The 21,932-nt window shown below is 70.2% G+C and carries 18 protein-coding genes; 14 read left to right on the top strand and 4 right to left on the bottom strand.

Going from position 1 to position 21,932, the window contains the following annotated elements; translation table 11 throughout:
* Nucleotides 1-11: 11 nt before the first annotated feature.
* Entirely contained in the window at nucleotides 12-1,010 is a 999-nt protein-coding gene (gap, locus tag C9992_RS11910) for a type I glyceraldehyde-3-phosphate dehydrogenase (protein WP_106815784.1), read from the top strand.
* A gap of 47 nt (nucleotides 1,011-1,057) precedes the next feature.
* Here the strand turns inward: gap and C9992_RS11905 are convergent, their stop codons facing one another.
* Nucleotides 1,058-2,155, bottom strand: a complete 1,098-nt coding sequence (locus C9992_RS11905) for a VanZ family protein (RefSeq protein WP_106815783.1) — start codon at nucleotides 2,153-2,155, stop codon at nucleotides 1,058-1,060.
* Between the two features lie 224 nt (nucleotides 2,156-2,379).
* Here C9992_RS11905 and C9992_RS11900 point away from each other — a divergent pair, with 224 nt between their 5' ends.
* The 9 genes from C9992_RS11900 to C9992_RS11855 all read left to right on the top strand — a co-directional run bounded on the left by C9992_RS11900 (nucleotide 2,380) and on the right by C9992_RS11855 (nucleotide 14,592).
* Nucleotides 2,380-4,506, top strand: a complete 2,127-nt coding sequence (locus tag C9992_RS11900) for an APC family permease (protein ID WP_235008208.1) — start codon at nucleotides 2,380-2,382, stop codon at nucleotides 4,504-4,506.
* Nucleotides 4,507-4,570: 64 nt separating this feature from the next.
* Nucleotides 4,571-5,869 (top strand): SufS family cysteine desulfurase, encoded by a 1,299-nt coding sequence (locus C9992_RS11895; protein ID WP_106815781.1) that lies wholly within the window; start codon nucleotides 4,571-4,573, stop codon nucleotides 5,867-5,869.
* Nucleotides 5,866-6,324, top strand: coding sequence for a Fe-S cluster assembly sulfur transfer protein SufU (gene sufU / locus C9992_RS11890; RefSeq protein WP_106815780.1), 459 nt, complete (start codon nucleotides 5,866-5,868; stop codon nucleotides 6,322-6,324). Before C9992_RS11895 ends, sufU begins: the two co-directional genes overlap by 4 nt.
* Before the next feature lie 431 nt (nucleotides 6,325-6,755).
* Nucleotides 6,756-6,845, top strand: a complete 90-nt coding sequence (locus tag C9992_RS11880) for a potassium-transporting ATPase subunit F (RefSeq protein ID WP_106815778.1) — start codon at nucleotides 6,756-6,758, stop codon at nucleotides 6,843-6,845.
* Entirely contained in the window at nucleotides 6,845-8,527 is a 1,683-nt protein-coding gene (gene kdpA / locus C9992_RS11875; protein ID WP_106815777.1) for a potassium-transporting ATPase subunit KdpA, read from the top strand. Before C9992_RS11880 ends, kdpA begins: the two co-directional genes overlap by 1 nt.
* Nucleotides 8,528-8,530: 3 nt before the next feature.
* On the top strand, nucleotides 8,531-10,741 hold the full coding sequence (gene kdpB, locus C9992_RS11870) for a potassium-transporting ATPase subunit KdpB (RefSeq protein ID WP_235008207.1): 2,211 nt from the start codon (nucleotides 8,531-8,533) through the stop codon (nucleotides 10,739-10,741).
* Nucleotides 10,742-10,755: 14 nt separating this feature from the next.
* On the top strand, nucleotides 10,756-11,397 hold the full coding sequence (gene kdpC, locus C9992_RS11865; RefSeq protein WP_106815930.1) for a potassium-transporting ATPase subunit KdpC: 642 nt from the start codon (nucleotides 10,756-10,758) through the stop codon (nucleotides 11,395-11,397).
* Between the two features lie 4 nt (nucleotides 11,398-11,401).
* Nucleotides 11,402-13,912, top strand: a complete 2,511-nt coding sequence (locus C9992_RS11860) for a DUF4118 domain-containing protein (protein WP_106815776.1) — start codon at nucleotides 11,402-11,404, stop codon at nucleotides 13,910-13,912.
* A complete protein-coding gene (locus tag C9992_RS11855; protein ID WP_106815775.1) occupies nucleotides 13,909-14,592 on the top strand; it encodes a response regulator in 684 nt (227 codons plus the stop codon). Before C9992_RS11860 ends, C9992_RS11855 begins: the two co-directional genes overlap by 4 nt.
* 37 nt (nucleotides 14,593-14,629) lie before the next feature.
* On the opposite strand, the gene C9992_RS11850 is transcribed toward C9992_RS11855, so the two are convergent.
* From C9992_RS11850 to C9992_RS11840, 3 genes are all read right to left on the bottom strand, one after another.
* Entirely contained in the window at nucleotides 14,630-15,532 is a 903-nt protein-coding gene (locus C9992_RS11850) for a TerC family protein (protein WP_106815774.1), read from the bottom strand.
* A gap of 136 nt (nucleotides 15,533-15,668) precedes the next feature.
* Nucleotides 15,669-16,649 (bottom strand): SRPBCC family protein, encoded by a 981-nt coding sequence (locus tag C9992_RS11845; protein ID WP_106815773.1) that lies wholly within the window; start codon nucleotides 16,647-16,649, stop codon nucleotides 15,669-15,671.
* 1 nt (nucleotide 16,650) lies between these two features.
* Nucleotides 16,651-17,067 (bottom strand): ArsR/SmtB family transcription factor, encoded by a 417-nt coding sequence (locus tag C9992_RS11840; protein WP_106815772.1) that lies wholly within the window; start codon nucleotides 17,065-17,067, stop codon nucleotides 16,651-16,653.
* A gap of 248 nt (nucleotides 17,068-17,315) precedes the next feature.
* Between C9992_RS11840 and purL the strand changes: the two genes are divergently transcribed.
* From purL to C9992_RS11825, 4 genes are all read left to right on the top strand, one after another.
* Nucleotides 17,316-19,652, top strand: coding sequence for a phosphoribosylformylglycinamidine synthase subunit PurL (purL, locus tag C9992_RS11835; protein WP_106815771.1), 2,337 nt, complete (start codon nucleotides 17,316-17,318; stop codon nucleotides 19,650-19,652).
* Nucleotides 19,653-19,869: 217 nt separating this feature from the next.
* Nucleotides 19,870-20,007, top strand: a complete 138-nt coding sequence (locus C9992_RS18235) for a hypothetical protein (protein ID WP_200826303.1) — start codon at nucleotides 19,870-19,872, stop codon at nucleotides 20,005-20,007.
* 89 nt (nucleotides 20,008-20,096) lie between these two features.
* Nucleotides 20,097-20,894: a hypothetical protein gene (locus C9992_RS11830; RefSeq protein WP_106815770.1), complete on the top strand. Its 798-nt coding sequence runs from the start codon at nucleotides 20,097-20,099 to the stop codon at nucleotides 20,892-20,894.
* Between the two features lie 39 nt (nucleotides 20,895-20,933).
* Entirely contained in the window at nucleotides 20,934-21,926 is a 993-nt protein-coding gene (locus tag C9992_RS11825; protein ID WP_235008206.1) for a hypothetical protein, read from the top strand.
* The last annotated feature ends 6 nt before the right edge of the window (nucleotides 21,927-21,932 follow it).

The raw sequence follows: 21,932 nt of genomic DNA, 5'->3' as shown, positions 1-21,932 counted from the left end.
AAAGGACAACCATGACCCGCATCGCCATCAACGGATTCGGACGCATCGGGCGCAATGTGCTGCGCGCGCTGCTCGAACGCGACTCCTCACTGGAGGTGGTCGCCGTCAACGACCTGGCCGAGCCCCTCGCGCTCGCACGCCTCCTCGCGTGCGACTCGACGGCCGGCCGACTCGGCCGGCCCGTGTCTGCGGAAGGCGACGACCTCGTCGTGGACGGCCGGCGCATCCGCGTCCTGGCCGAGCGCGTTCCGGCACAGCTCCCCTGGGCCGAGCTCGGGGTGGACGTCGTGCTCGAGGCCACCGGCCGCTTCACCGCGGCCACCGACGCCCGTGCCCACCTCGAGGCCGGGGCCCGCAAGGTGCTCGTGTCGGCGCCCTCCGACGGCGCCGATGTGACCCTCGCCTACGGCGTCAACACGGACGCGTACGACCCGGCCCGCCACACGATCGTCTCCAACGCGTCGTGCACGACGAACGCGCTCGCGCCGCTCGCGGCCGTGCTCGACGACCTCGCCGGCATCGAGCACGGATTCATGACGACGGTGCACGCGTACACGCAGGAGCAGAACCTGCAGGACGGCCCTCATCGCGACGCCCGGCGCGCGCGGGCGGCCGCGGTGAACATCGTGCCCACGACCACGGGGGCCGCGAAGGCCATCGGCCTGGTGCTCCCGCGCCTGGACGGCCGGCTCGCCGGCGACTCGATCCGCGTGCCGGTGCCGGTCGGCTCGATCGTCGAGCTCAACACGACGGTGGAGCGCGAGGTCACCCGCGACGAGGTTCTCGCAGCGTATCGCCAAGCCGCCGCAGGGCCGCTCGCCGGCATCCTCGAGTACTCCGACGACCCGCTGGTCTCGTCGGACATCGTGGGCGTTCCGGCCTCCTCGATCTTCGACTCCGCACTCACCCGCGTCGACGGCCGTCACGTCAAGGTCGTCGCCTGGTACGACAACGAGTGGGGCTTCTCGAACCGCGTGGTCGACACCCTGGAGCTGCTGGCGCGGAGCTGATGCTGCGGAAGGGACGGATGCCGTGGGCCGCGGCATCCGTCCCCTCCTCATGTCCCGGCGGCGGGCGCGGAGCCGGGTGACGAGGCACCCGGCTGCTCCATCTCTCGGGCGTCGACGAGCCGCTGACCTGAGACGAGGCCGGGAAGCCCCCGATGCCCGCCTGTGGTGAACACGAGCACGAGTGACACGGCCGCGAACACGGCGGCGACGAAGGCCCACGCCCCCGGCAGGACGCTCAGCACGAGGTAGCCGCCGATGCCCCCGACGAAACGGAGCACGCGAGCAAGCCCCACCGGGAGCTGGCCGCCCGTGAAACGCAGCTGCACGGCGTGGTCGCCGACCGTGGCACCGGAGGCGGTCGTGACGACGAGCCACACGACGACGGGGACGGCGGCGCCGACGACTTCGGCGGCGGACCCGTCACGCACCGCCGCATCGGCTCCGAGCAGCGAGAGCGACAGCTGCACCGCCACGATGACCGACAGGCCCAGCACCCACGCGGCGAGCGCGTCACAGAACATGCCGAGCAGTCGGCGCCCGCGGGTCACCGGCTGCGGGCGGTCGGCGTCGGGCAGCTTCGGCGAGCCCCGATGCCGACGCGGAACCACCAGCCCCAGCAGGGACCCCAGCACGGCCCCGAGCGCATTGGTGAGCATGTCGACCACGTCGAACACCCGGTACCCACACGGATAGAGCCCCCACACGCCGGTGAGCTGGGTGAGCTCCACGAAGCCGGACAGGGCGACTCCCACCACGGCAGCGACCGCCACGCCGCGCCCGCCCAGGACGCGCAGGAAGAACCCCAGCGGCACGAACAGCAGCACGTTGAGCAGCAGCTGCAGCACCGCCGGGTCGACGGCCGGGTTTCCGCCCCGCGAGACGGCCACGCGCACGTCGTCGGCAAGGGTGGTGACATCGAGGTTGACGCCCGCGCAGCGGATCGCGTCGGGGTCGGGCAGCGGCAGCAGCGTGTACGTCCAGATCGCCATCGCCGAGACGAGTGCCGCACCCCACAGGAGGAATCGCCCGATGCCGAAGCCGCCGCGGCGGCGATAGCTCAGTGCCACGAACGGCACGAACAGCAGCACCCCGACCACCAGCCCGAGGGTGATGGCGACCACGGCGAGGATGAGCTGGTCCTCCACGGTCCGAGTCTCGCAGAGCCCGAGGCTCACGGAGTGGGCGCGGCATCCGCGAGGCCTCAGCGCCGGGTTGCCGAGAGGGCGCAGAGATTCCGTGAGGCTCGGATGCCGCGATTCCGCGCGGCCCGCGGGCGCGCGGGCCCGTGAACGCGGGAACCGTATGGATTCCGTGAGGATGCCCGTTCGGACGGAGCCCGGCGCCCCGCACGCGGGTAGCCTTGCCCGCCGTGACGAACGAAAGCCGCGAGCAGTCGGTGGACGAGCCGCCGATCGCCAAGCGCCTCATCCTGGGCGACCCACTGGCGTCGACGGACTCCGACGAGCACCTGCTGCCGAAGAAGCGGGCGCTGCCGATCTTCGCGTCCGACGCGCTGTCGTCGGTGGCCTACGCGCCGCAGGAGCTGCTGCTCATCCTCCTCACCGGAGGCCTGGCCTTCCTCGCCTTCGCGCCGTGGGTGGCGGTCGCGGTGGTCGTGCTGCTCATCGTCGTTGTCATCAGCTACCGGCAGCTCATCAAGGCCTACCCGTCGGGGGGCGGCGATTACGAGGTGGCCCGCAAGAACCTCGGCGAGGTGCCCGGCGTGATCGTCGCCGCCGCACTGCTCGTGGACTACGTGCTGACGGTGTCGGTCTCGGTCGCGTCCGGCGTCGACAACATCATCTCGGCGCTGCCCGGCCTGAACCCGTTCCGCGTCGAACTCGCGGTCGGCTTCGTCATCCTCATCGTCATCGTGAACCTTCGGGGCGTCCGCGAGGCTTCGACGGCCTTCGCGATCCCGACGTACATCTTCATCGGCTCGGTCGCCGTCATGATCGTCGTCGGCCTCTTCGAGACGGTCACGGGGAACGCCCCGGTGGCCTCGAGCGCGCAGTACGCCGTCGAGGCGCAGAACATCACGCAGGCGGCGGTGATTCTGCTGATCCTGCGTGCGTTCTCGAGCGGCTGTTCGGCGTTGACGGGGGTCGAGGCGGTCTCCAACGGTGTGCAGGCGTTCCGCCAGCCGAAGGTGCGCAACGCCCAGACGACGCTCGCGCTGATGGGCGGCATCGCGATCCTGCTGTTCTCGGGCCTGACCGCCCTCGCCCTCGTCTCAGGCGTGCACTACGCCGAGAACCCGTGCGACCTCATCGGCTTCGACTGTGCGAACAACCCGCAGCCGAGCCTCATGGCGCAGGTCTCGTCGGCGGTGTTCGGCATGAACTCGATCCCGTTCTTCATCATCCAGGCGGCGACGGCGGTGGTGCTGCTGCTGGCGGCCAACACGGCCTTCAACGGCTTCCCGCTGCTGGGCGCCGTGCTGGCACGCGACGGCTACGCGCCGAAGGCGCTCAACACGCGCGGCGACCGCCTCGTGTACTCGAACGGCATGATCATCCTGGGCCTGGTCGCGATCGGCGTGCTGGTGATCTATCAGGCGAACCTGACGAACCTGATCCAGCTGTACATCATCGGCGTCTTCGTCTCGTTCACGCTGGGACAGATCGGCATGATCCGCCACTGGACCCGCGGACTGCGTGCCCTGCGCGACCTTCCGGTCGACCACCGCAACAGCAGGTCGGCGCGCGTGGAGGCCTTCGGGCTTCGCAAGGGACTCGTCATCAACTCGCTCGGAGCCACGATGACGGCATCCGTCCTGGTCATCGTGACGATCACGAAGTTCACGCACGGCGCATGGCTGGTCTTCCTCGCCATTCCGGTGCTGTCGTTCCTCATGGTCGGCGTGAACCGGTACTACCGCGACGTGGAGCACGAGATCGCCATGGATGACCGCATCCACTTCGGCTCGTCGGGCGACGTGGCGCTGATCCTCGTGAACAAGCTGCAGAAGCCCGTCGTGAAGGCGGTCGACTACGCTCTGGCCGCCAAGCACGACAAGACGTTCGCGGTGCACATCGCCGTGACGAAGGAGGATGCCGCCGCCCTCGAGGCGGAGTGGCGCGCGCACCGCATGCCGATCCCGCTGAAGATCATCGAGTCGCCGTACCGCATGTACGCCAGCCCGATCGCGGAGTTCATCAAGCGGTACCGCCAGCAGCACGGCCCGGCCGTCGTCACGGTCTACCTGCCGCAGTACATCGTGGGTCACTGGTGGGAGTCGCTTCTGCACAACCGTCGCGCCCGCCGCATCGCGCAGCAGCTCATGCTCGTTCACGGTGTCTCGATCACGCTCGTGCCGTGGCTGCTCGATTCGTCCGAGCTCATCTACGGCCGCCGTTCGCGCGCCCTCCCCGGCGATGACCGAGCCGGACGCGGGGCGGCGCCCGAGGTGCACCGTGTCGGTCGCCGTGCGATCCGCCCGGCCGGCCCGCCGGCCCCGGCCGACGCGTCGTCGGAACAGCCCCGCGTGGGCTGAGGATCCCTCAGCCGGTGGCGCATGCACCGGCGCCGGGGCGCGGCATCCCGCGTAGCCTTGAAGGGTGAGCTCACCCGCACCTGCCCTCTCGCCGGCCCCGCTGGATGCCGCAGCGATCCGCACGGACTTCCCGCTCCTCGGCGAGCGCGTGAACGGCCAGCGCCTGGTGTATCTGGACTCCGGCGCGACCAGCCAGAAGCCGCAGGCGGTGATCGACGCCGAGGTCGACTTCCTCACCCGCACGAACTCTGCAGTGCACCGGGGTGCCCACACGCTCGCCGCCGAAGCCACCGAGCTCTTCGAGGACGCCCGCGCCACCGTCGCCGGCTTCGTCGGCGCGCAGCCGGAGCAACTGGTGTGGACCAGCGGTGCCACGGCGGGCCTCAACCTCGTCGCCTACGCCATCGGCAACGCCTCACTCGGCCGGGGAGCGCCCGACAGCGCGCGCTTCGCCCTGCGGCCGGGTGACGAGATCGTCGTGACCGAGGCCGAGCACCACGCCAACCTCATCCCCTGGCAGGAGCTGGCGGCGCGCACCGGCGCCGTGCTGCGTCACATCCCCGTGCATGATGACGGCTCGGTGGACCTGAATGCCGCGGCCGCCGTCATCGGCGAGCGCACCCGCATCGTCGCCTTCACGCACGTCTCGAACGTGCTGGGCATCGTCAACCCCGTAGACCAGCTGGTGGATCTCGCCCGGTCGGCCGGGGCCGTCACCGTGCTGGATGCCTGTCAGTCGGCGCCGCACCTTCCACTGGACCTCCCCGCGCTCGGCGTCGACCTCGCCGTGTTCTCAGGCCATAAAATGCTCGGGCCGTACGGCGTCGGCGGGCTCTACGGGCGCTCCGACGTGCTCGAGGCGCTGCCGCCGTTCCTCACCGGCGGATCGATGATCACGACCGTGACCCTCGATGAGGCGTCGTACCTTCCCCCGCCGCAGCGGTTCGAAGCAGGCACCCAGCCGGTGTCGCAGGCGATCGGTCTCGCTGCCGCGGTGCGCTATCTCGACGGCCTCGGCATGCCGGCGGTGCACGCGCACGAGAAGGCGCTGGAGGCGCGGATGGCCGAGGGCCTGCGCGCCATCCCGGGTGTGCGGCTGCTCGGGGACGCCGCGGGCGCGGAGCGCGTGGGGCTGTGGGCGTTCGACGTCGAGGGGGTGCACGCGCACGACGTGGGCCAGTTCCTCGACGCCCGCGGAGTCGCCGTGCGCGTGGGTCATCACTGCGCGCAGCCGCTGCACCGCCGATTCGGTCTCACCGCCTCGGTGCGGGCGTCGACGTCGGTCTACAACACCACCGACGACGTCGACGTGTTCCTCGACGCCCTGTCCGGCGTGCGCGCGTTCTTCGGGGCGGGCGCATGAGCGGGCTCGAGTCCCTGTACCAGGAGCTGATCCTCGACCACTCGAAGCGCCCGCACGGCAAGGGCCTCGCCGAGGCGCATCCCGGTGCGCGCACCGCCACCTCGCACCAGCGCAACCCGATCTGCGGCGACGAGATCACCCTCGAGGTCCGCGTCTCGGACGACGGCGCGACGGTCGAGGCCGTGACGTGGGACGGCGCGGGCTGCTCGATCTCGCAGGCGTCGGCCTCCATGCTCTCGGCGCTCATCGAGGAGGAGGACGGGATGCCGCGGGCTGAGGCATCCACCCTCATCGAGGGATTCCGTGAAGCGCTCCGCTCCCGCGGCGAGATCCCCCTCGACGAGGAGGTCTTCGGCGACGCCGCGGCTCTGTCGGGCGTCTCGAAGTTCACCGCGCGGGTGAAGTGCGCCATGCTCGCGTGGGTCGCCTTCGAGGACGGGCTCGCCCGGGCCTGATTCCCAGGCCGGCGGCATCCGTTCCCCACCCCCACCCCCCACTCCCGGGTTTTGGGGCGCACCGCGTACGTTCGGGGCGCGCAAGAAGCGCCCCAAACGTAAGAAACGCGCCCCAAACCCGAGCCGAAGACACCCACGACCCGGTCGTTGAGCGAGCGCAGCGAGACGAAACGCCCGACCACCGGGCACGGCTCGGCGGCGTCAGCGCTTCGTGAGCATGCGCGCCGGGGCGCGTTCGGATTCCGTGAGGACCGCTGATGCAGCATCCGTGCCCGTGTTGCATCGGATGCGCGCCCGCCGAGCGGCGGGCGACCGGGCGACGGGCCCGGCTCGCACACACCGGGAGTCCTCGTGCTCGATGTCATCTACCTCGCCCTGACGCTCGCGCTCTTCGCGCTCGTCGGACTCGTCGCGAAGGGAGTCGAGAAGCTGTGATCGTCTTCTCACTCCTCGCCGCTGCCCTCGGCCTCGCCGCGATCGGCTATCTCGTCGTCGCTCTCGTGAAGCCGGAGAAGTTCTGATGGATGCCGCAACGATCTGGACCGGCATCCTCCAGATCGCCACCGTTGTGCTGATCCTGGCGCTCCTCTACCGACCTCTCGGCGACTGGATCGCGCGCATCTACACCGCCGGCAAGGACTGGCGCGTCGAACGCGGCATGTACCGTCTCGTCGGCGTCGACCCGAAGTCCGAGCAGACGTGGCAGGCGTACCTGCGAGGCGTGCTGGTGTTCTCGGCCGTCGGTGTGCTGTTCGTCTACGCTCTGCAGCGATTCCAGGCGGTCCTCCCCTACTCGCTCGGACTACCCGCCGTGCCGGAGGGTCTCGCCTTCAACACCGCCGCGTCGTTCGTCACCAACACCAACTGGCAGTCCTACTCGCCTGAGCTCACGATGGGCTACACCGTGCAACTCGCCGGACTCGCCGTGCAGAACTTCGTCTCGGCCGCGGTGGGCATCGCCGTCGCCGTCGCGCTGGTGCGCGGCTTCGCCCTGCGCGGGTCGGCGACGATCGGCAACTTCTGGGTGGACCTCACCCGCGGCATCACACGGCTGCTCCTGCCTCTTGCCGTCGTGTCGGCGATCGCGCTGATCGTCGCCGGTGTCGTGCAGAACTTCAACGGGTTCACGGAGGTCGGCACCCTCACCGGGGGCACGCAGATCCTCCCCGGCGGCCCGGTCGCCTCCCAGGAGGCCATCAAGGAGCTCGGCACGAACGGCGGCGGGTTCTTCAACGCCAACTCCGCGCACCCGTTCGAGAACCCCACTGCCTGGTCGAACGTGCTCGAGATCCTGCTGCTTCTCGCGATCCCGGTCGCATTGCCGCGCGCCTTCGGCCGGATGGTCGGCGACAACCGGCAGGGCTACGCGATCCTCGCCGTCATGGGCACGATCGCCGTGCTGTCGATCACCGCCGTCACGTGGCTCGAGTCCCTCGGATTGGGCACTGCCCCCCAGCTCGCCGGCGCGGCGATGGAAGGCAAGGAACAGCGCTTCGGCATCTGGGGATCCACACTGTTCGCCGGCGCGACGACGCTCACCAGCACCGGCGCCGTGAACTCGATGCACGAGTCGTATACCGCGCTGGGCGGCATGATCCCCATGATCAACATGATGCTCGGCGAGATCGCGCCGGGCGGCGTCGGCTCCGGCCTGTACGGCATGCTCGTGCTCGCCGTCATCGCGGTGTTCGTGGGCGGGCTCCTCGTCGGTCGCACCCCGGAGTACCTCGGCAAGAAGATCGGGCCGACGCAGATCAAGCTCGCGAGCCTCTACATCCTCGTGACGCCGGCCCTGGTGCTTGCGGGCGTGGCGCTGAGCTTCGGCATCCCGCCGATCCGCGCCGACATGGAGTCCACGTCGATCTGGAACCCGGGCGTCCACGGCCTCAGCGAAGTCCTGTACGCCTTCACGTCGGCCGCGAACAACAACGGCTCCGCGTTCGCCGGCCTCACCGCGAACACCCCGTGGCTCAACACGGCGCTCGGCGTCGCGATGCTGCTCGGCCGGTTCATCCCGATCGTCCTGGTGCTCGCACTGGCCGGCTCGCTCGCCGCCCAGACGCCCGTCCCCTCGACGGCCGGCACCCTGCCTACCTACCGCCCGCAGTTCGTCGGCCTGCTCGCCGTCGTCGCCGTCGTCATCACGGCACTCACCTATTTCCCCGTTCTCACGCTGGGTCCCCTGGCGGAAGGGCTCGTCTGAATCATGAACAACATCACCCAAGACGTTTCGTCTCGCTCCGCTCGCTCAACGACCGAGGGGGTACCGGTCGTCGAGCGAGGCGGCGGAGCGACCGAGACGAAACGACCGAACCCTTCGTCCCGCGCCTTCAGCGGCGCCCAGCTCGCCCAGGCGCTCCCCGGCGCGCTGCGCAAGCTCAACCCTGCCGCGCTGTGGCGCAACCCCGTCATGTTCCTGGTGTGGGTGGGAGCAGCACTCACCACCGTGATCGCGATCGCCGAGCCGTTCCTCGGCGGCGCCGAGGAGTCCGGCGGCACCCCTGTGCCGTTCGGCTTCACGTGGGGCATCGCCCTGTGGCTGTGGCTCACCGTGCTGTTCGCGAACCTCGCCGAGTCGGTGGCCGAGGGCCGCGGCAAGGCGCAGGCCGCGTCGCTGCGCAAGACCCGCACCTCGACCATGGCGCGTCGTGCCACCGCGTACGACGGAGTCACGGATGCTGCGGCCGAGCGGGCCGAGACGGTCGAGGTCGCCTCGTCCGAGCTGAAGCTCGGAGATGTCGTCATCGTGACAGCCGGCGACCTCATCCCCGGCGACGGCGACATCGTGTCGGGCATCGCTACGGTCGACGAGTCCGCGATCACCGGCGAGTCCGCCCCCGTGGTGCGGGAGTCCGGCGGCGACCGCTCCGCCGTCACCGGCGGCACCCGCGTGCTGTCGGACCGCATCGTGGTGCGCATCACCTCCAAGCCGGGCGAGACGTTCGTCGACCGCATGATCGCCCTCGTCGAGGGCGCCGCGCGCCAGAAGACGCCCAACGAGATCGCGCTGAACATCCTGCTCGCCAGCCTGTCGATCGTCTTCGTCATCGTCGTGCTGACGCTCAACCCGATCGCGTCGTACGCGGCGTCGCCGGTGAGCGTCCCGGTGCTGATCGCGCTCCTCGTCTGCCTCATCCCGACGACGATCGGGGCGCTGCTGTCGGCGATCGGCATCGCGGGCATGGACCGCCTCGTACAGCGCAACGTGCTCGCGATGTCGGGCCGTGCCGTCGAGGCTGCGGGCGATGTCACGACTCTGCTGCTCGACAAGACAGGCACGATCACGTACGGCAACCGCCGCGCCTCGGACTTCGTCACGATGCCCGGCGTCGGCGACGACGAGCTCGCGCGGGCGGCCGCGCTGTCCTCGCTCGCCGACCCGACCCCCGAGGGCGTCTCGGTCGTCGAACTGGCCGCCGTCCGCGGCATCCGCGTCACCGAACCCGGGGGTTCCACCGTCGTACCGTTCACTGCGCAGACCCGCATGAGCGGCGTCGACCTCGCGGACGGCACGCAGGTGCGAAAGGGCGCCGGGTCTGCCGTGCTGGCATGGCTGGAGGCATCCGGATCCCCGGTCTCGACGTCGACGCGCGCTCAGCTGACGAGCGAGACCGACGCCATCGCGCAGTCCGGCGGCACGCCGCTCGTCGTCGCGGCGCTCGACCCCGCCGGCGAGGGCCGGGTGCTGGGAGTGATCCACCTGAAGGACATCGTCAAGGACGGGCTGCGCGACCGATTCGACGAGTTGCGCTCGATGGGCATCCGCACGGTCATGATCACCGGCGACAACCCCCTCACGGCCGCGGCGATCGCGAAGGAGGCGGGGGTGGACGACTACCTCGCCGAGGCCACCCCCGAAGACAAGCTCGCGCTGATCCGCAAGGAGCAGGGAGGCGGCAACCTCGTCGCGATGACCGGCGACGGGACCAACGACGCGCCCGCACTCGCGCAGGCCGACGTCGGCGTGGCGATGAACACGGGAACGTCGGCCGCGAAGGAGGCCGGCAACATGGTCGACCTGGACAGCGACCCGACGAAGCTCATCGACATCGTGCGCATCGGCAAGCAGCTGCTCATCACGCGCGGCGCGCTCACCACCTTCTCCCTGGCCAACGACATCGCCAAGTACTTCGCAATCATCCCGGCGATGTTCATGGGCGTGTTCCCGGGCCTCGCGGCCCTGAACGTCATGCAGCTGTCGTCGCCCGCGTCCGCGGTCACGAGCGCGATCATCTTCAACGCGATCATCATCGTGATCCTCATCCCGCTCGCCCTGCGCGGCGTGGAGTACCGCCCGGCGAGCGCCTCACAGATCCTCAGCCGCAACCTGCTCGTCTACGGGCTCGGCGGCGTGATCGCCCCCTTCATCGGCATCAAGCTCATCGACCTCGTCGTGAGCCTCATCCCGGGCTTCTGAGCCCGACAAGGAGAATCCCCGTGTCCACTCGCACCACCCTCCGCACGACGGGCGTCGCTCTGCGCGCCATGCTGGTGTTCACCCTCGTCCTCGGTGTCGGCTACACGCTGCTGGTCACCGGCATCGGCCAGCTCGCTGTGCCGTGGCAGGCGAACGGGTCTGTCGTGCACAACGCCGAGGGAGAAACCGTGGGGTCGGCTCTCATCGGGCAGTCCTTCACTTCGACGGGGCTCAGTACAAGCACAGATGCCGACGGCAATGCGCTTCCCGAGTACTTTCAGTCACGGCCCTCGGCCGCCGGCGACGGCTATGACGGCGGTGCGTCGAGCGGCTCGAACTGGGGTCCCGAGAACCCCGACCTCATCTCGGCGATCCAGGAGCGCAAGACCGCGATCGCCGAGCTCGAGGACGTGGACCCCTCACAGGTGCCCGCCGATGCCGTGACGGCGTCGGGCTCGGGCCTGGACCCGCACATCAGCCCGGCCTACGCGCTGCTTCAGGTTCCTCGTGTGGCCGCGGCGCGCGGACTCGACGAGTCCGCGGTGCGCGACCTCGTCGAGGCGCACATCCAGCAGCGCGACCTCGGCTACCTCGGCGAGCCCCGCGTGAACGTCGTCGAGCTCAATCTCGCCCTCGACGAGGGAGTCGTAGGGTGAGCACGTGAAGCGCGGCAAGCTGCGGGTGCTGCTCGGGGCGGCGCCCGGCGTCGGCAAGACGTACGAGATGCTCGAAGAGGGCCGCCGTCTGTCGGCCGAAGGGCGAGACGTCGTCATCGCGGTCGTCGAGACGCACGGGCGGGCCGCGACGGCGGCTCTCACCGATGGGCTGCCCGTGGTGCCGCGCACCGTGGTGTCACACCGCGGCGTCGAGCTCACCGACATGGATCTGGAAGGCGTGCTGGAGCGGCATCCCGATATCGCGCTCGTCGACGAGCTCGCCCACACCAACGCCCCCGGTCTCCGTCACGCCAAGCGCTGGCAGGACGTCGCCGACCTGCTCGATGCCGGCATCGACGTCATCACGACGGTGAACGTGCAGCACATCGAGTCGCTCGGTGGGGTGGTCGAGAAGATCACCGGGGTCGCGCAGCGCGAGACCGTTCCGGATGCCGTGGTGCGCGCCGCCGACCAGGTCGAGGTCGTCGACCTGTCGCCGCAGTCGCTGCGTGATCGCCTGTCGGCCGGCCTCGTCTACCCCGCCGAGCGGATCGACGCGGCGCTGTCGAACTACTTCCGCCTCGGCAACCTCACCGCGCTGCGTGAACTCGCGCTGCTGTGGCTCGCCGACGAGGTCGACAGCGCACTCAAGTCGTACCGCGCCGAGCACGGCATCGAGGGCGCCTGGCAGGCGCGGGAGCGCGTGGTCATCGCCCTCACCGGCGGACCGGAGGGCGAGACGCTGCTGCGCCGGGGCGCGCGCATCGCCGCCCGCTCTGCCGGCGGCGAGCTGCTCGCGGTGCACGTGTCGAGCCAGGACGGCCTGCGCTCCGGCGATCCGGGCGCACTCGCATCGCAGCGGGCGCTGGTCGAGTCGCTCGGGGGCACCTACCACCAGGTCGTCGGCGACGACATCCCGCGCGCCCTGGTGGAGTTCGCCCGGTCGGTGAACGCGACGCAGCTCGTGATCGGCGTCAGCCGGCGCGGCCGTCTCGCCGCTGCCGTCACCGGCCCGGGCATCGGCGCGACGGTGATCCGCGAGTCCGGCGACATCGACGTGCACATCGTGACGCACGCGGCGGCCGGTGGCCGCCTTCCGCTGCCGCGTCTGACAGGGGGCGCACTGAGCCTCAAGCGTCGCCTCCTCGGCTTCGTGCTGGCCCTGGTGGGCGGACCGCTGCTGACGTGGCTGCTCGTGTCGATCCGGACGGACGAGACCATCACGAGCGATGTGCTGGCGTATCAGCTCCTAGTCGTGCTGGTCGCGCTCGTCGGCGGCATCTGGCCGGCCGTCTTCGCGGCCGTCATGTCGGGGCTCACGCTCAACTTCTTCTTCGTGCCGCCCTTCTACACCGTGACCGTCGCGGACGCGCGGAACGTGTGGGCCCTCGTGCTGTACGTCGTCATCGCCGTGCTGGTGAGCTTCATCGTCGACCGCGCCGCACGGGCGGCTCGTGCCGCACGTCGTGCGGAGTCCGAGGCGGAGCTTCTCGCCAATGTCGCCGGCAGCGTGCTGCGGGGGGACTCCGCCGTTCCCGCCCTGATCAGCCGCACCCGCGAGTCCCTGGGCCTCGCGGGCGTGCGGCTGGTCGACGCCGACGGCTCCGTCCTCGCCACCGACGGCGAGCCGGTGCGCGATGGCAGGCACGACGTCGTGACGGTCGCCCGTCGGAACGGCGGGCCACCGGCGATGCTCGAACTGCACGGGCACGTGCTCGACGCGTCCGCCCGACGGCTGGTCGACGCGGTCGCGGCCCAGTTGTCGGCGGCGCTCGAGCACACCGATCTCGCCGCCACGGCGCGCGAGGCGGGCGTGCTCGCCGAGACCGACCAAGTGCGCAGCGCGCTCCTGTCAGCGGTGAGCCACGACCTGCGGCGACCGCTGGCCGCCGCCGTCGCTGCGGTCGGCGGCCTGCGCGCCGCCGGACCGAACCTGTCCGCCGAGGACCGGCAGGAGCTCGTGGCGACGGCCGACGAGTCCCTCGCGACGCTGTCGGCGCTCGTCACCGACCTGCTGGACGTCAGCCGCGTGCAGGCGGGCGTGCTCGCCGTCTCGTTGCGGCCCACCGACAGCGCGGGCACCGTGCTCGCGGCGCTCGATGAACTCGGCGCCGGACCCGACCGTTTCGAGCTGGCACTGGATCCCGACCTGCCTCCTGTGCAGGCGGACCCCGTGCTGCTGCAGCGCGTCCTGGTGAACGTGCTGGCCAACGCCGCCCGCCATTCACCGCCGGACGCGCGCGTGCGGGTCTCGACGAGCCGGCTGGGGCGGACCGCCGAGATCCGTGTCGTCGACCACGGCAGCGGCATCTCGCCCGAGCGCCGGGACGAGATGTTCGTCCCCTTCCAGAGGCTGGGCGACACCGACAACACGACCGGTCTCGGCCTCGGCCTCGCGCTGTCGAAGGGGTTCACCGAGGGCATGGGCGGTACGCTCGCCCCCGAGGACACCCCTGGCGGCGGCCTCACGATGGTCATCGCGCTGCCGGTGGCCGAGGAGGAGGCATCCCGGTGAAGGTGCTCATCGCCGACGACGATCCGCAACTGGTCCGCGCCCTGCGCATCACCCTCGCTGCGCACGGGTATGAGGTCATCGCCGCACCCGACGGCGCCGCGGCCATCGCCCTGGCCGCGAAGCAGCATCCCGATATCGTCATGGTGGATCTCGGGATGCCGCGCCTGGACGGCGTTCAGGTCATCCAGGCGCTGCGAGGCTGGAGCACCGCGCCCATCATCGTGGTGTCGGGCCGCACCGGCTCGGCCGACAAGGTGGAGGCTCTGGATGCCGGCGCTGACGACTACGTCACCAAGCCGTTCCAGATCGACGAGCTGCTGGCACGGCTTCGCGCTCTCTCACGGCGGGCTGGTGCAGCGCCCGGCACACCGGTCGTCTCCTTCGGAGACGTCGTCGTCGACCTGTCGACCAAGACGGTGACCCGATCGGGCGAGCGCGTGCACCTCACGCCGACGGAGTGGCGCATCCTCGAGTTCCTCGCGCGCAACGCGGGCGCCCTGGTCACCCGCCAGGCGCTGCTGAAAGACATCTGGGGCACCGAGCAGGTGGCCGACACCGGCTACCTGCGCCTCTACATGTCGCAGCTGCGCAAGAAGCTGGAGGCCGATCCCGGGCACCCGACGCACCTGCTCACCGAGTCGGGGATGGGCTACCGCCTGGTCACCGACCCGCCATCCTGAACCGCCCCGCGGGCGGGCGCCGCGTCGGCCGCCGGGCTCAGCCCAGTCCCTGGCGTTCGTCGTCCGCACCGGGCTCGGCATCCCCCGCCACCGGCTTGGACGAGAGCCGCACCGAGCCCGCGTGCGGGTCCTTCGACAGGGCGGCGGCCACGGCGACCGACTCGTCGACATCCGGATACTGCGGGCGCAGCACGACGGGCCTGCGGTTGCGTGCTTCGCGCTTGGCCTTGCGCGAGGCGGCGAGGAGGTTCAGCGCCTCGACGAAGATCGCGAACGCCATCGGACCGTAGATGAACGCCTTGTCGATGTGGAAGCCGAAACCCTCGGCCACCAGGAACACCCCGATCAGCAGGAGGAACGACAGCGCGAGCATCTTGACTGTCGGGTGCTGGTTGACGAACGCGAAGATGAAGCGCGACGCGAAGAGCATGATGCCGAACGACAGCACGACGACCGTGATGATCACCACGAGGTTCTCGGTCATGCCGACGGCCGTGATGACCGAGTCGAGCGAGAACACCAGGTCCAGCAGCAGGATCTGCACGATGACCGATCCGAAGGTCACGCTCTTGCGACCGCCGGGGCCGTGGCCTTCCTCTGCGCCCTCGAGCTTGTGGTGGATCTCGGTGACCGCCTTGTAGACGAGGAACAGGCCGCCGGCGATGAGGATGAGGTCCTTCCACGAGAAGCCCATCTCGCCGATGAAGAAGACGTCCTCCTTGAGCGTGATGATCCAGCCGGCGAAGAGGACCAGCAGGACGCGCATCAGCATGGCGAGAGTGAGGCCGAGGTTGCGGGCCTTGGCCTGCTGCTCCTTCGGGAGCTTGGACGCGAGGATCGAGATGAAGATGACGTTGTCGACCCCGAGAACGATCTCCAGGACGAACAGCGTCAGGAACACGGCGATCAGATCGGGCGTGAAGGCGAAGGAGAAGTCCACGCGACCACCCTACGGTGACGGATGCCGCACCCCAGAGCCCGGTCGTTGAGCGAGCGAAGCGAGACGAAACGCCCCCGATCGGCCAGGGACGTTTCGTCTCGCTCGTTCCTCGCTCGCTCAACGAGCGGGGAGTGGTTCAGACGCCGGCGAGCACGCCCTCGAGCCGGGCGTAGCTGGTCTCCATGCCCTCGGTCATGCCGGTGGCGAGCACCATGTCTCGCGTCTGCATGTCGGGGTACTCGATGAGGAGCGTGATGAGGGTGGCGCCGTCCTCCTCGTAGAGGTTGAGATCGTTGAGCGTCGACGGGTAGTCGGTGTCGGTCATGTGCTCGGTCGTGACGGCCCGGCGCGGCGCCTCCGACAGCAACGTCTCGCCGTCGAAGCCGAACGGCTCGCCCGGGGTGCCGTCGACCGGCTCCCACGCATAGCGGTAGCGACCCCCGACCGTCGGGTCCACCTCGCACACCGTCATCCGCCACCCGTCGGGGCCGAGCATCCATCGCTTCAGCAGCTCGGGCTCCTGGTGTGCGCGCCAGACGAGGTCGATCGGCCCGTCGATGAGACGCGTGATGCGCACGTGCGTGTCGTCGAGGATCTCGGTCCGCGTGCCTTTGCCGGCCGCGTAGTCGCGAAGGCTCTGCAGCACGGCGTCGAGCTGGTTCACGGCCATCGTCGCACCCTCCACGGCGCCCATCGCCACGACCTGCTCCAGGGCTTCGGCCGACGAGAAGTGCGTGACGTTGCGCAGCCGCGATCCGTCTTCGGTCTGCTCGAAGCTGAAGACCATGCGCGACTCGGGCATCTCGGCGATCGGCGTGCCCGTCTCGTCGGCGAACGCGTCGATGAGCTCGAAACCTCGCTGCGGGTCGATGCTCAGGAACTCCCACGACCCGTAAGACTTCTCACCACGCGGACTGGTCATGCCGTAGACGGCACGACCGCCGGGCGCGAAGTCGAAGGTCGTGAACGTGGCGGGCCACCCGGGAGGGCCCCAGAAGCGCTCGAGCTGCCGCGGATTGGTGAAGGCATCCCACAGCCGCTCGACCGGCGCCGCGAACTCGGCGGTGAGCGTCATGGTGAGGGCTTCGGGGTCGGTGGTGACATCGGTGACGGGCATCTCATGCTCCTTGGGTATCGGTTCTGTCGGTATCGGTTCGGTGGGTGGTGTCTCCGGAGGCTCCCGAGGCGGGGGTTCCGGGGGCGGGCTCGGCGAGCAGCGCGTCGAGCCGATCGATGCGGGAGCGCCAGAGCTCCTCGTACCGGGCGAGCAGCGCGCGGGCTCGGGCGATCATCGCCGGGTCCGCTCGAACGAGCCGCTCACGGCCCTCGGCGCGCTTGACGATGAGGTGCGCTGCCTCGAGGACAGCGACGTGCTTCTGCACCGCCGCGAACGACATGTCGTACTCGCGGGCGAGAGCCGACACCGACTGCTCCCGCTCGATCGTGCGACGCAGGATGTCGCGCCTCGTGGCCGTCGCCAGCGCGTGGAACACGCGGTCGATCTCGTCATCGCTGAGCTCAATTCCTACAACCATTTGGTTGTACGTTAGCCCTGGCGGCGGCATCCGTCAACCCTTTTCTCGGGTCTCAGCTCGCGAGTCGATACATCCCGACCGAGTCGACGCATTAGGTCCGCCCGAAACATGTCGACTCGCGCCGAACATGTCGACTCGCGGGGCGGCAGCGACTCGCGTCGGGCGGGATGCGGCGGCGACGAGGGGATGCCGCGGCCGAACTAGACTGGTCGGGTCCGGCATCCCCCGAATTCCTGGAGTTGAGCCGCGTGACCACGCCTGCTTCGACCGCTGTCGCCGACACCGTCGAGAACGCCACCGCCACTCCCGAGAAGGAGCAGCCGTATGCGGCGCTCGGTCTCAAGGACGACGAGTACGCGCGCATCCGCGAGATCCTCGGTCGCCGCCCCACCTCGGGCGAGCTGGCGATGTATTCGGTGATGTGGTCGGAGCACTGCTCGTACAAGTCGTCGAAGATCTACCTGCGCAAGTTCGGCGAGAAGGTCTCGGACGAGATGCGCGAGCGGCTCATGGTCGGCATGGGTCAGAACGCCGGCGTCGTCGACATCGGCGAGGGGTGGGCGGTCACCTTCAAGGTCGAGTCGCACAACCACCCGAGCTACATCGAGCCGTTCCAGGGCGCCGCGACCGGCGTCGGCGGCATCGTGCGCGACATCATCTCGATGGGCGCACGCCCCGTCGCGGTCATGGACCAGCTGCGCTTCGGCGCCATCGACAACCCCGACACTGCCCGGGTCGTACACGGCGTCGTCTCGGGCATCAGCTTCTACGGCAACTGCCTGGGTCTGCCCAACATCGGCGGCGAGACCGTGTTCGACGCGGTCTACCAGGGCAACCCGCTCGTCAACGCGCTCGCGGTCGGCGTCCTCCGCCACGAAGACCTCAAACTCGCCAACGCGTCGGGCGCCGGCAACAAGGTCGTGCTCTTCGGCGCCCGCACCGGCGGCGACGGCATCGGCGGGGCATCCATCCTCGCCTCCGACACGTTCGCCGACGGCGGCCCGACCAAGCGGCCCGCCGTGCAGGTGGGCGACCCGTTCGCCGAGAAGGTGCTCATCGAGTGCTGCCTCGAGCTGTACCAGGGCGAGCTCGTCGAGGCCATCCAGGACCTCGGCGCCGCCGGCATCTCGTGCGCGACGTCGGAGCTCGCTGCCAACGGCGGCTCGGGTATGCGCGTCGACCTCGAGAAGGTGCTGCTGCGCGACCCCACGCTCACGCCGGAGGAGATCCTCATGAGCGAGAGCCAGGAGCGGATGATGGCGATCGTCGCCCCCGAGAAGCTCGACGCGTTCCTCGAGGTCACCTCGAAGTGGGAGGTCGAGACGTCGGTGCTCGGCGAGGTCACCGGCGACGGTCGCTTGCAGATCTTCTGGCACGGCGAGCAGATCGTCGACGTCGACCCTTCGACGGTCGCCGTCGACGGCCCCGTGTACGAACGGCCGGTGGCCTATCCCACGTGGATCGACGCGCTGCGCGAGGACTCGGCATCGGCTCTGCCCCGGTCGAACGACGCGGACACCCTGCGCTCGCAGTTCACACAGCTGGTCGCGAGCCCGAACCTCGCCGACACGTCGTGGGTGACCAACCAGTACGACTACTACGTCATGGGCAACACCGCGCTGTCGTTCCCCGACGACGCCGGCATGATCCGGGTGGACGAGCACTCCGGCCTCGGCTTCGCGATCGCCACCGACTGCAACGGCCGCTACTGCCAGCTCGACCCCTACCAGGGTGCGAAGCTCGCGCTGGCCGAGGCGTACCGCAACGTCGCCGTCACCGGCGCGGAGCCGACCGCCGTGACCGACTGCCTCAACTTCGGTTCTCCGGAGAACCCCGAGGTCATGTGGCAGTTCTCGCAGGCGGTGGACGGCTTGTCGGACGGATGCCTCGAGCTCGGCGTTCCCGTCACCGGAGGCAACGTCTCGTTCTACAACCAGACCGGCGACCAGCCGATCTTCCCGACGCCCGTGGTCGGCGTGCTGGGAATCATCGACGACGTCGCCCGCCGCATCCCGTCGGGTTGGCAGGACGCGGGCGAGAACATCTACCTGCTCGGCGTCACCGCGACCGAGCTCTCGGGCTCGCAGTGGGCCGGGACGATCCATGGCCACCTCGGCGGACGCCCGCCGGCGGTCGACCTCGCGAACGAGAAGAAGCTCGCCGAGCTGCTGCACGCGGCCGGCCAGCAGTCGCTGGTGTCGTCGGCGCACGACCTGTCGTCCGGGGGCCTCGCGCAGGCGCTCGCCGAGGCGGTCATGCGATTCGGTGTCGGCGCGCGGGTGTGGCTCGACGAGATCATCGAGCGCGACGGAGTGGATGCCGCCACCGCCCTCTTCTCGGAATCCACGGGCCGCGTCATCGTGTCGGTGCCGCGCGAGGACGACGTGAAGTTCCGCGGTCTCTGCGAGGGGCGCGGGTACCCGGTGCTGCGCATCGGTGTCACGGATGTGGCGGCTGACGGCGACGACCCGGCGCTCGAGGTGCAGGGTCTGTTCACGGTGCCGCTCGCGGAGCTGCGCGACCTCTCGACGTCGACCCTGCCGGCCGCCTTCGGCCCGACGGTGTCGGAGCCCGCCGCGTACTGAGCGCCGCAGCATCCCGTCGTCGCCGCTGCCCTGGGTCTTGCCTCGGATTTGGGGCGCGCCCCGTGCGTTCGGGTTTGGGGCGCGCCCCAGCATCCCGTCGTCACCGCTGCCCTGGGTCTTGCCTCGGGTTTGGGGCGCGCCGCGTGCGTTCGGGGCGCGCTTCTCACGCCCCGAACGGAGCTGATGCGCCCCGAATGCCCGCAAGTAGGATGGGTCCATGGCGGCGGACGAGGACGAGTACAGCGGTTTCAACGACAGCCGGCAGCGGCGCGTCAAGATCATCGCCTGGGTGACGATCGTCGCCCTCATCCTCGTCGGCGGGGGCGCCACGGTCTTCGCGCTGCTGTTCGGCTGACGCACGGCGCAGCGCCGAAGCTGCGGTTGCGACGGGTATCAGCAGACTCCCGGCGACAACCGCGCTATATCGCGATTACCATGTCAAGGGTGGAGCCCATCCTCCTCATCGTGTCGAGCTGGTGGTGGCTGGCTCCGGCCGCCGCGGGCGCCGGAGCGGCAACCTATGCCGGCCTCACCACTCGCAGCCGGCGAGCCCGTCGGCTGGAGCTCGACGCTGCGCGCCACGAGGAGTCGCAAACATATCGCGCGCTCGTCGCGGCGAAGGCACGCGTGCGCTCGGCGCAGGCGGACGTCCTCACCGCCAAGTCCCGGCCGACGCTTCCCGGCGCCGTCGACGCGCGACGGGAGCTGCAAGCCGCACGGCAGGCGGAGAAGGTCGCGTCGCTGGCGCTGCGGGCCAGCCGCTCCCGCGTCAAGGCCGGGTACGCGCAGTACCGGGCGACCTCCTCGCGCGACCCGCTGCCGATCGACCGGCTGTACGCCTCCCACGACGCCGTCAACGCACGGTGGCTCGCGTACGAGACGGATGTCGAGAAGGCGCTGGCGTACCCGCAGATGACCGATCCGCGGCATCCGGCCACGGTCGCGTTCTTCCAGGCCCAGCGCGAAGCGCTCATCAAGCGCCCGACACTGCGGGACCGCGTCACCCCGCAGCAGTACGTGGAGTACCGCGTCGCCGTCCGCGACCTCGAGATGGCCTTCGACGAAGCTGAGCGGCGCGCCGGCGTACCGCGCGCCCCTCAATCCGCACCCGGCGCGACCGCCGCCGCGGGGTTGACCGCCGCGGCCGCCGTCATCTCTGAACTGGCCGACCGGCTGCCGTCGCTGATCGCGCGGCTTCCACAGCCCCGCAACGGCCAGCCGCCCGCTGGCAGGGTGCCCTGAGCCCCACACGGGGTCCGGCCCGACGGTTAGCATGACAGGGTGGACCAGTTCTGGACCGTCGTCGGCAGCTACTGGTGGGTCGTCTTCCCACTCATGGGCGTGCTCGGCGCGGCCGGCAACGCCTGGGAGCGAGGTGCGCGCCGCCGGCATCAGCGGCGCCTCGAGGTCATGCATGCGAAGGCCGAACTGAAGGCCGCCCAGGCTGCCGCTCGCGGGAAAGCGGTGCCGGCGGCATCCCTTCCCGCCTTCACCGGTCAGACCGCGGTCCCGGAACAGGCCACGACCCCGCGCGAGACGCAGGCCACCCAGCTCGAGCGGCTGTTCGCGACCCATGACTCCGTCACCTCGCGGTGGTTGGAGTACGAGCTCGACGTCGCCAAGATCATCGCGTTCCCGGCCATGAGCGACGGCCGTCAGCCGCTGACCGCCGCCTTCCTGCGCGCCAAGCGCATCGCGGACGGGCTTCGGCCGGCCTCATCCAAGGCACGGCTGACCAAGGAGCAGCTCGCCGAGTACCGCAACGCCGTCGCGGACTTCGAGGTCGCGTTCGACGTGGCCGAGCGGGATGCCCGGCGGCTGCGCGACTCCAGCTTCACCGAGGTGGAGCGCAAACGGCTCGACACGGCGAAGAAGCTTCTGACGGTCGCGATCGACGAGGCGGCGACTCCCGCCGAGCGACAGCTCGCCTACCGCCGCGTGCGCGAGGAGCTCGACGGGCTCATCTCGATCTCGGACGAGGCCATCGAAGTGCTCGAGAAGAAGGTGATGCTCGAGCTCGGACCGACCTCGGCTGCCGGCGAGAAGGATGCCGCATCCGCCGCGCCTGACGACGCTCCGGTGGCCGGCTCGGCCGACAGCGGGGCCTCCACCCAGGTACGCGCGACGGCTGAGCCGGAGCCCGCGGCCGAGCCTGTTCCCGCGCCTCCTCGCCGCCCGAGCACGACGCCCCCTGCACCCGCGACGTGGCCGGTTCCGGCTCGCGGCACGGGAGACGCGCCGGGCCGCGTCACGCACCCCAAGCCGCACCGCTGAGTTCCG

The organism is Microbacterium timonense (assembly GCF_900292075.1).
Lineage (GTDB): Bacteria > Actinomycetota > Actinomycetes > Actinomycetales > Microbacteriaceae > Microbacterium > Microbacterium timonense.
Note: the sequence above shows the minus strand (reverse complement) of the source record. Positions and strands in the feature narration are given on the sequence as shown.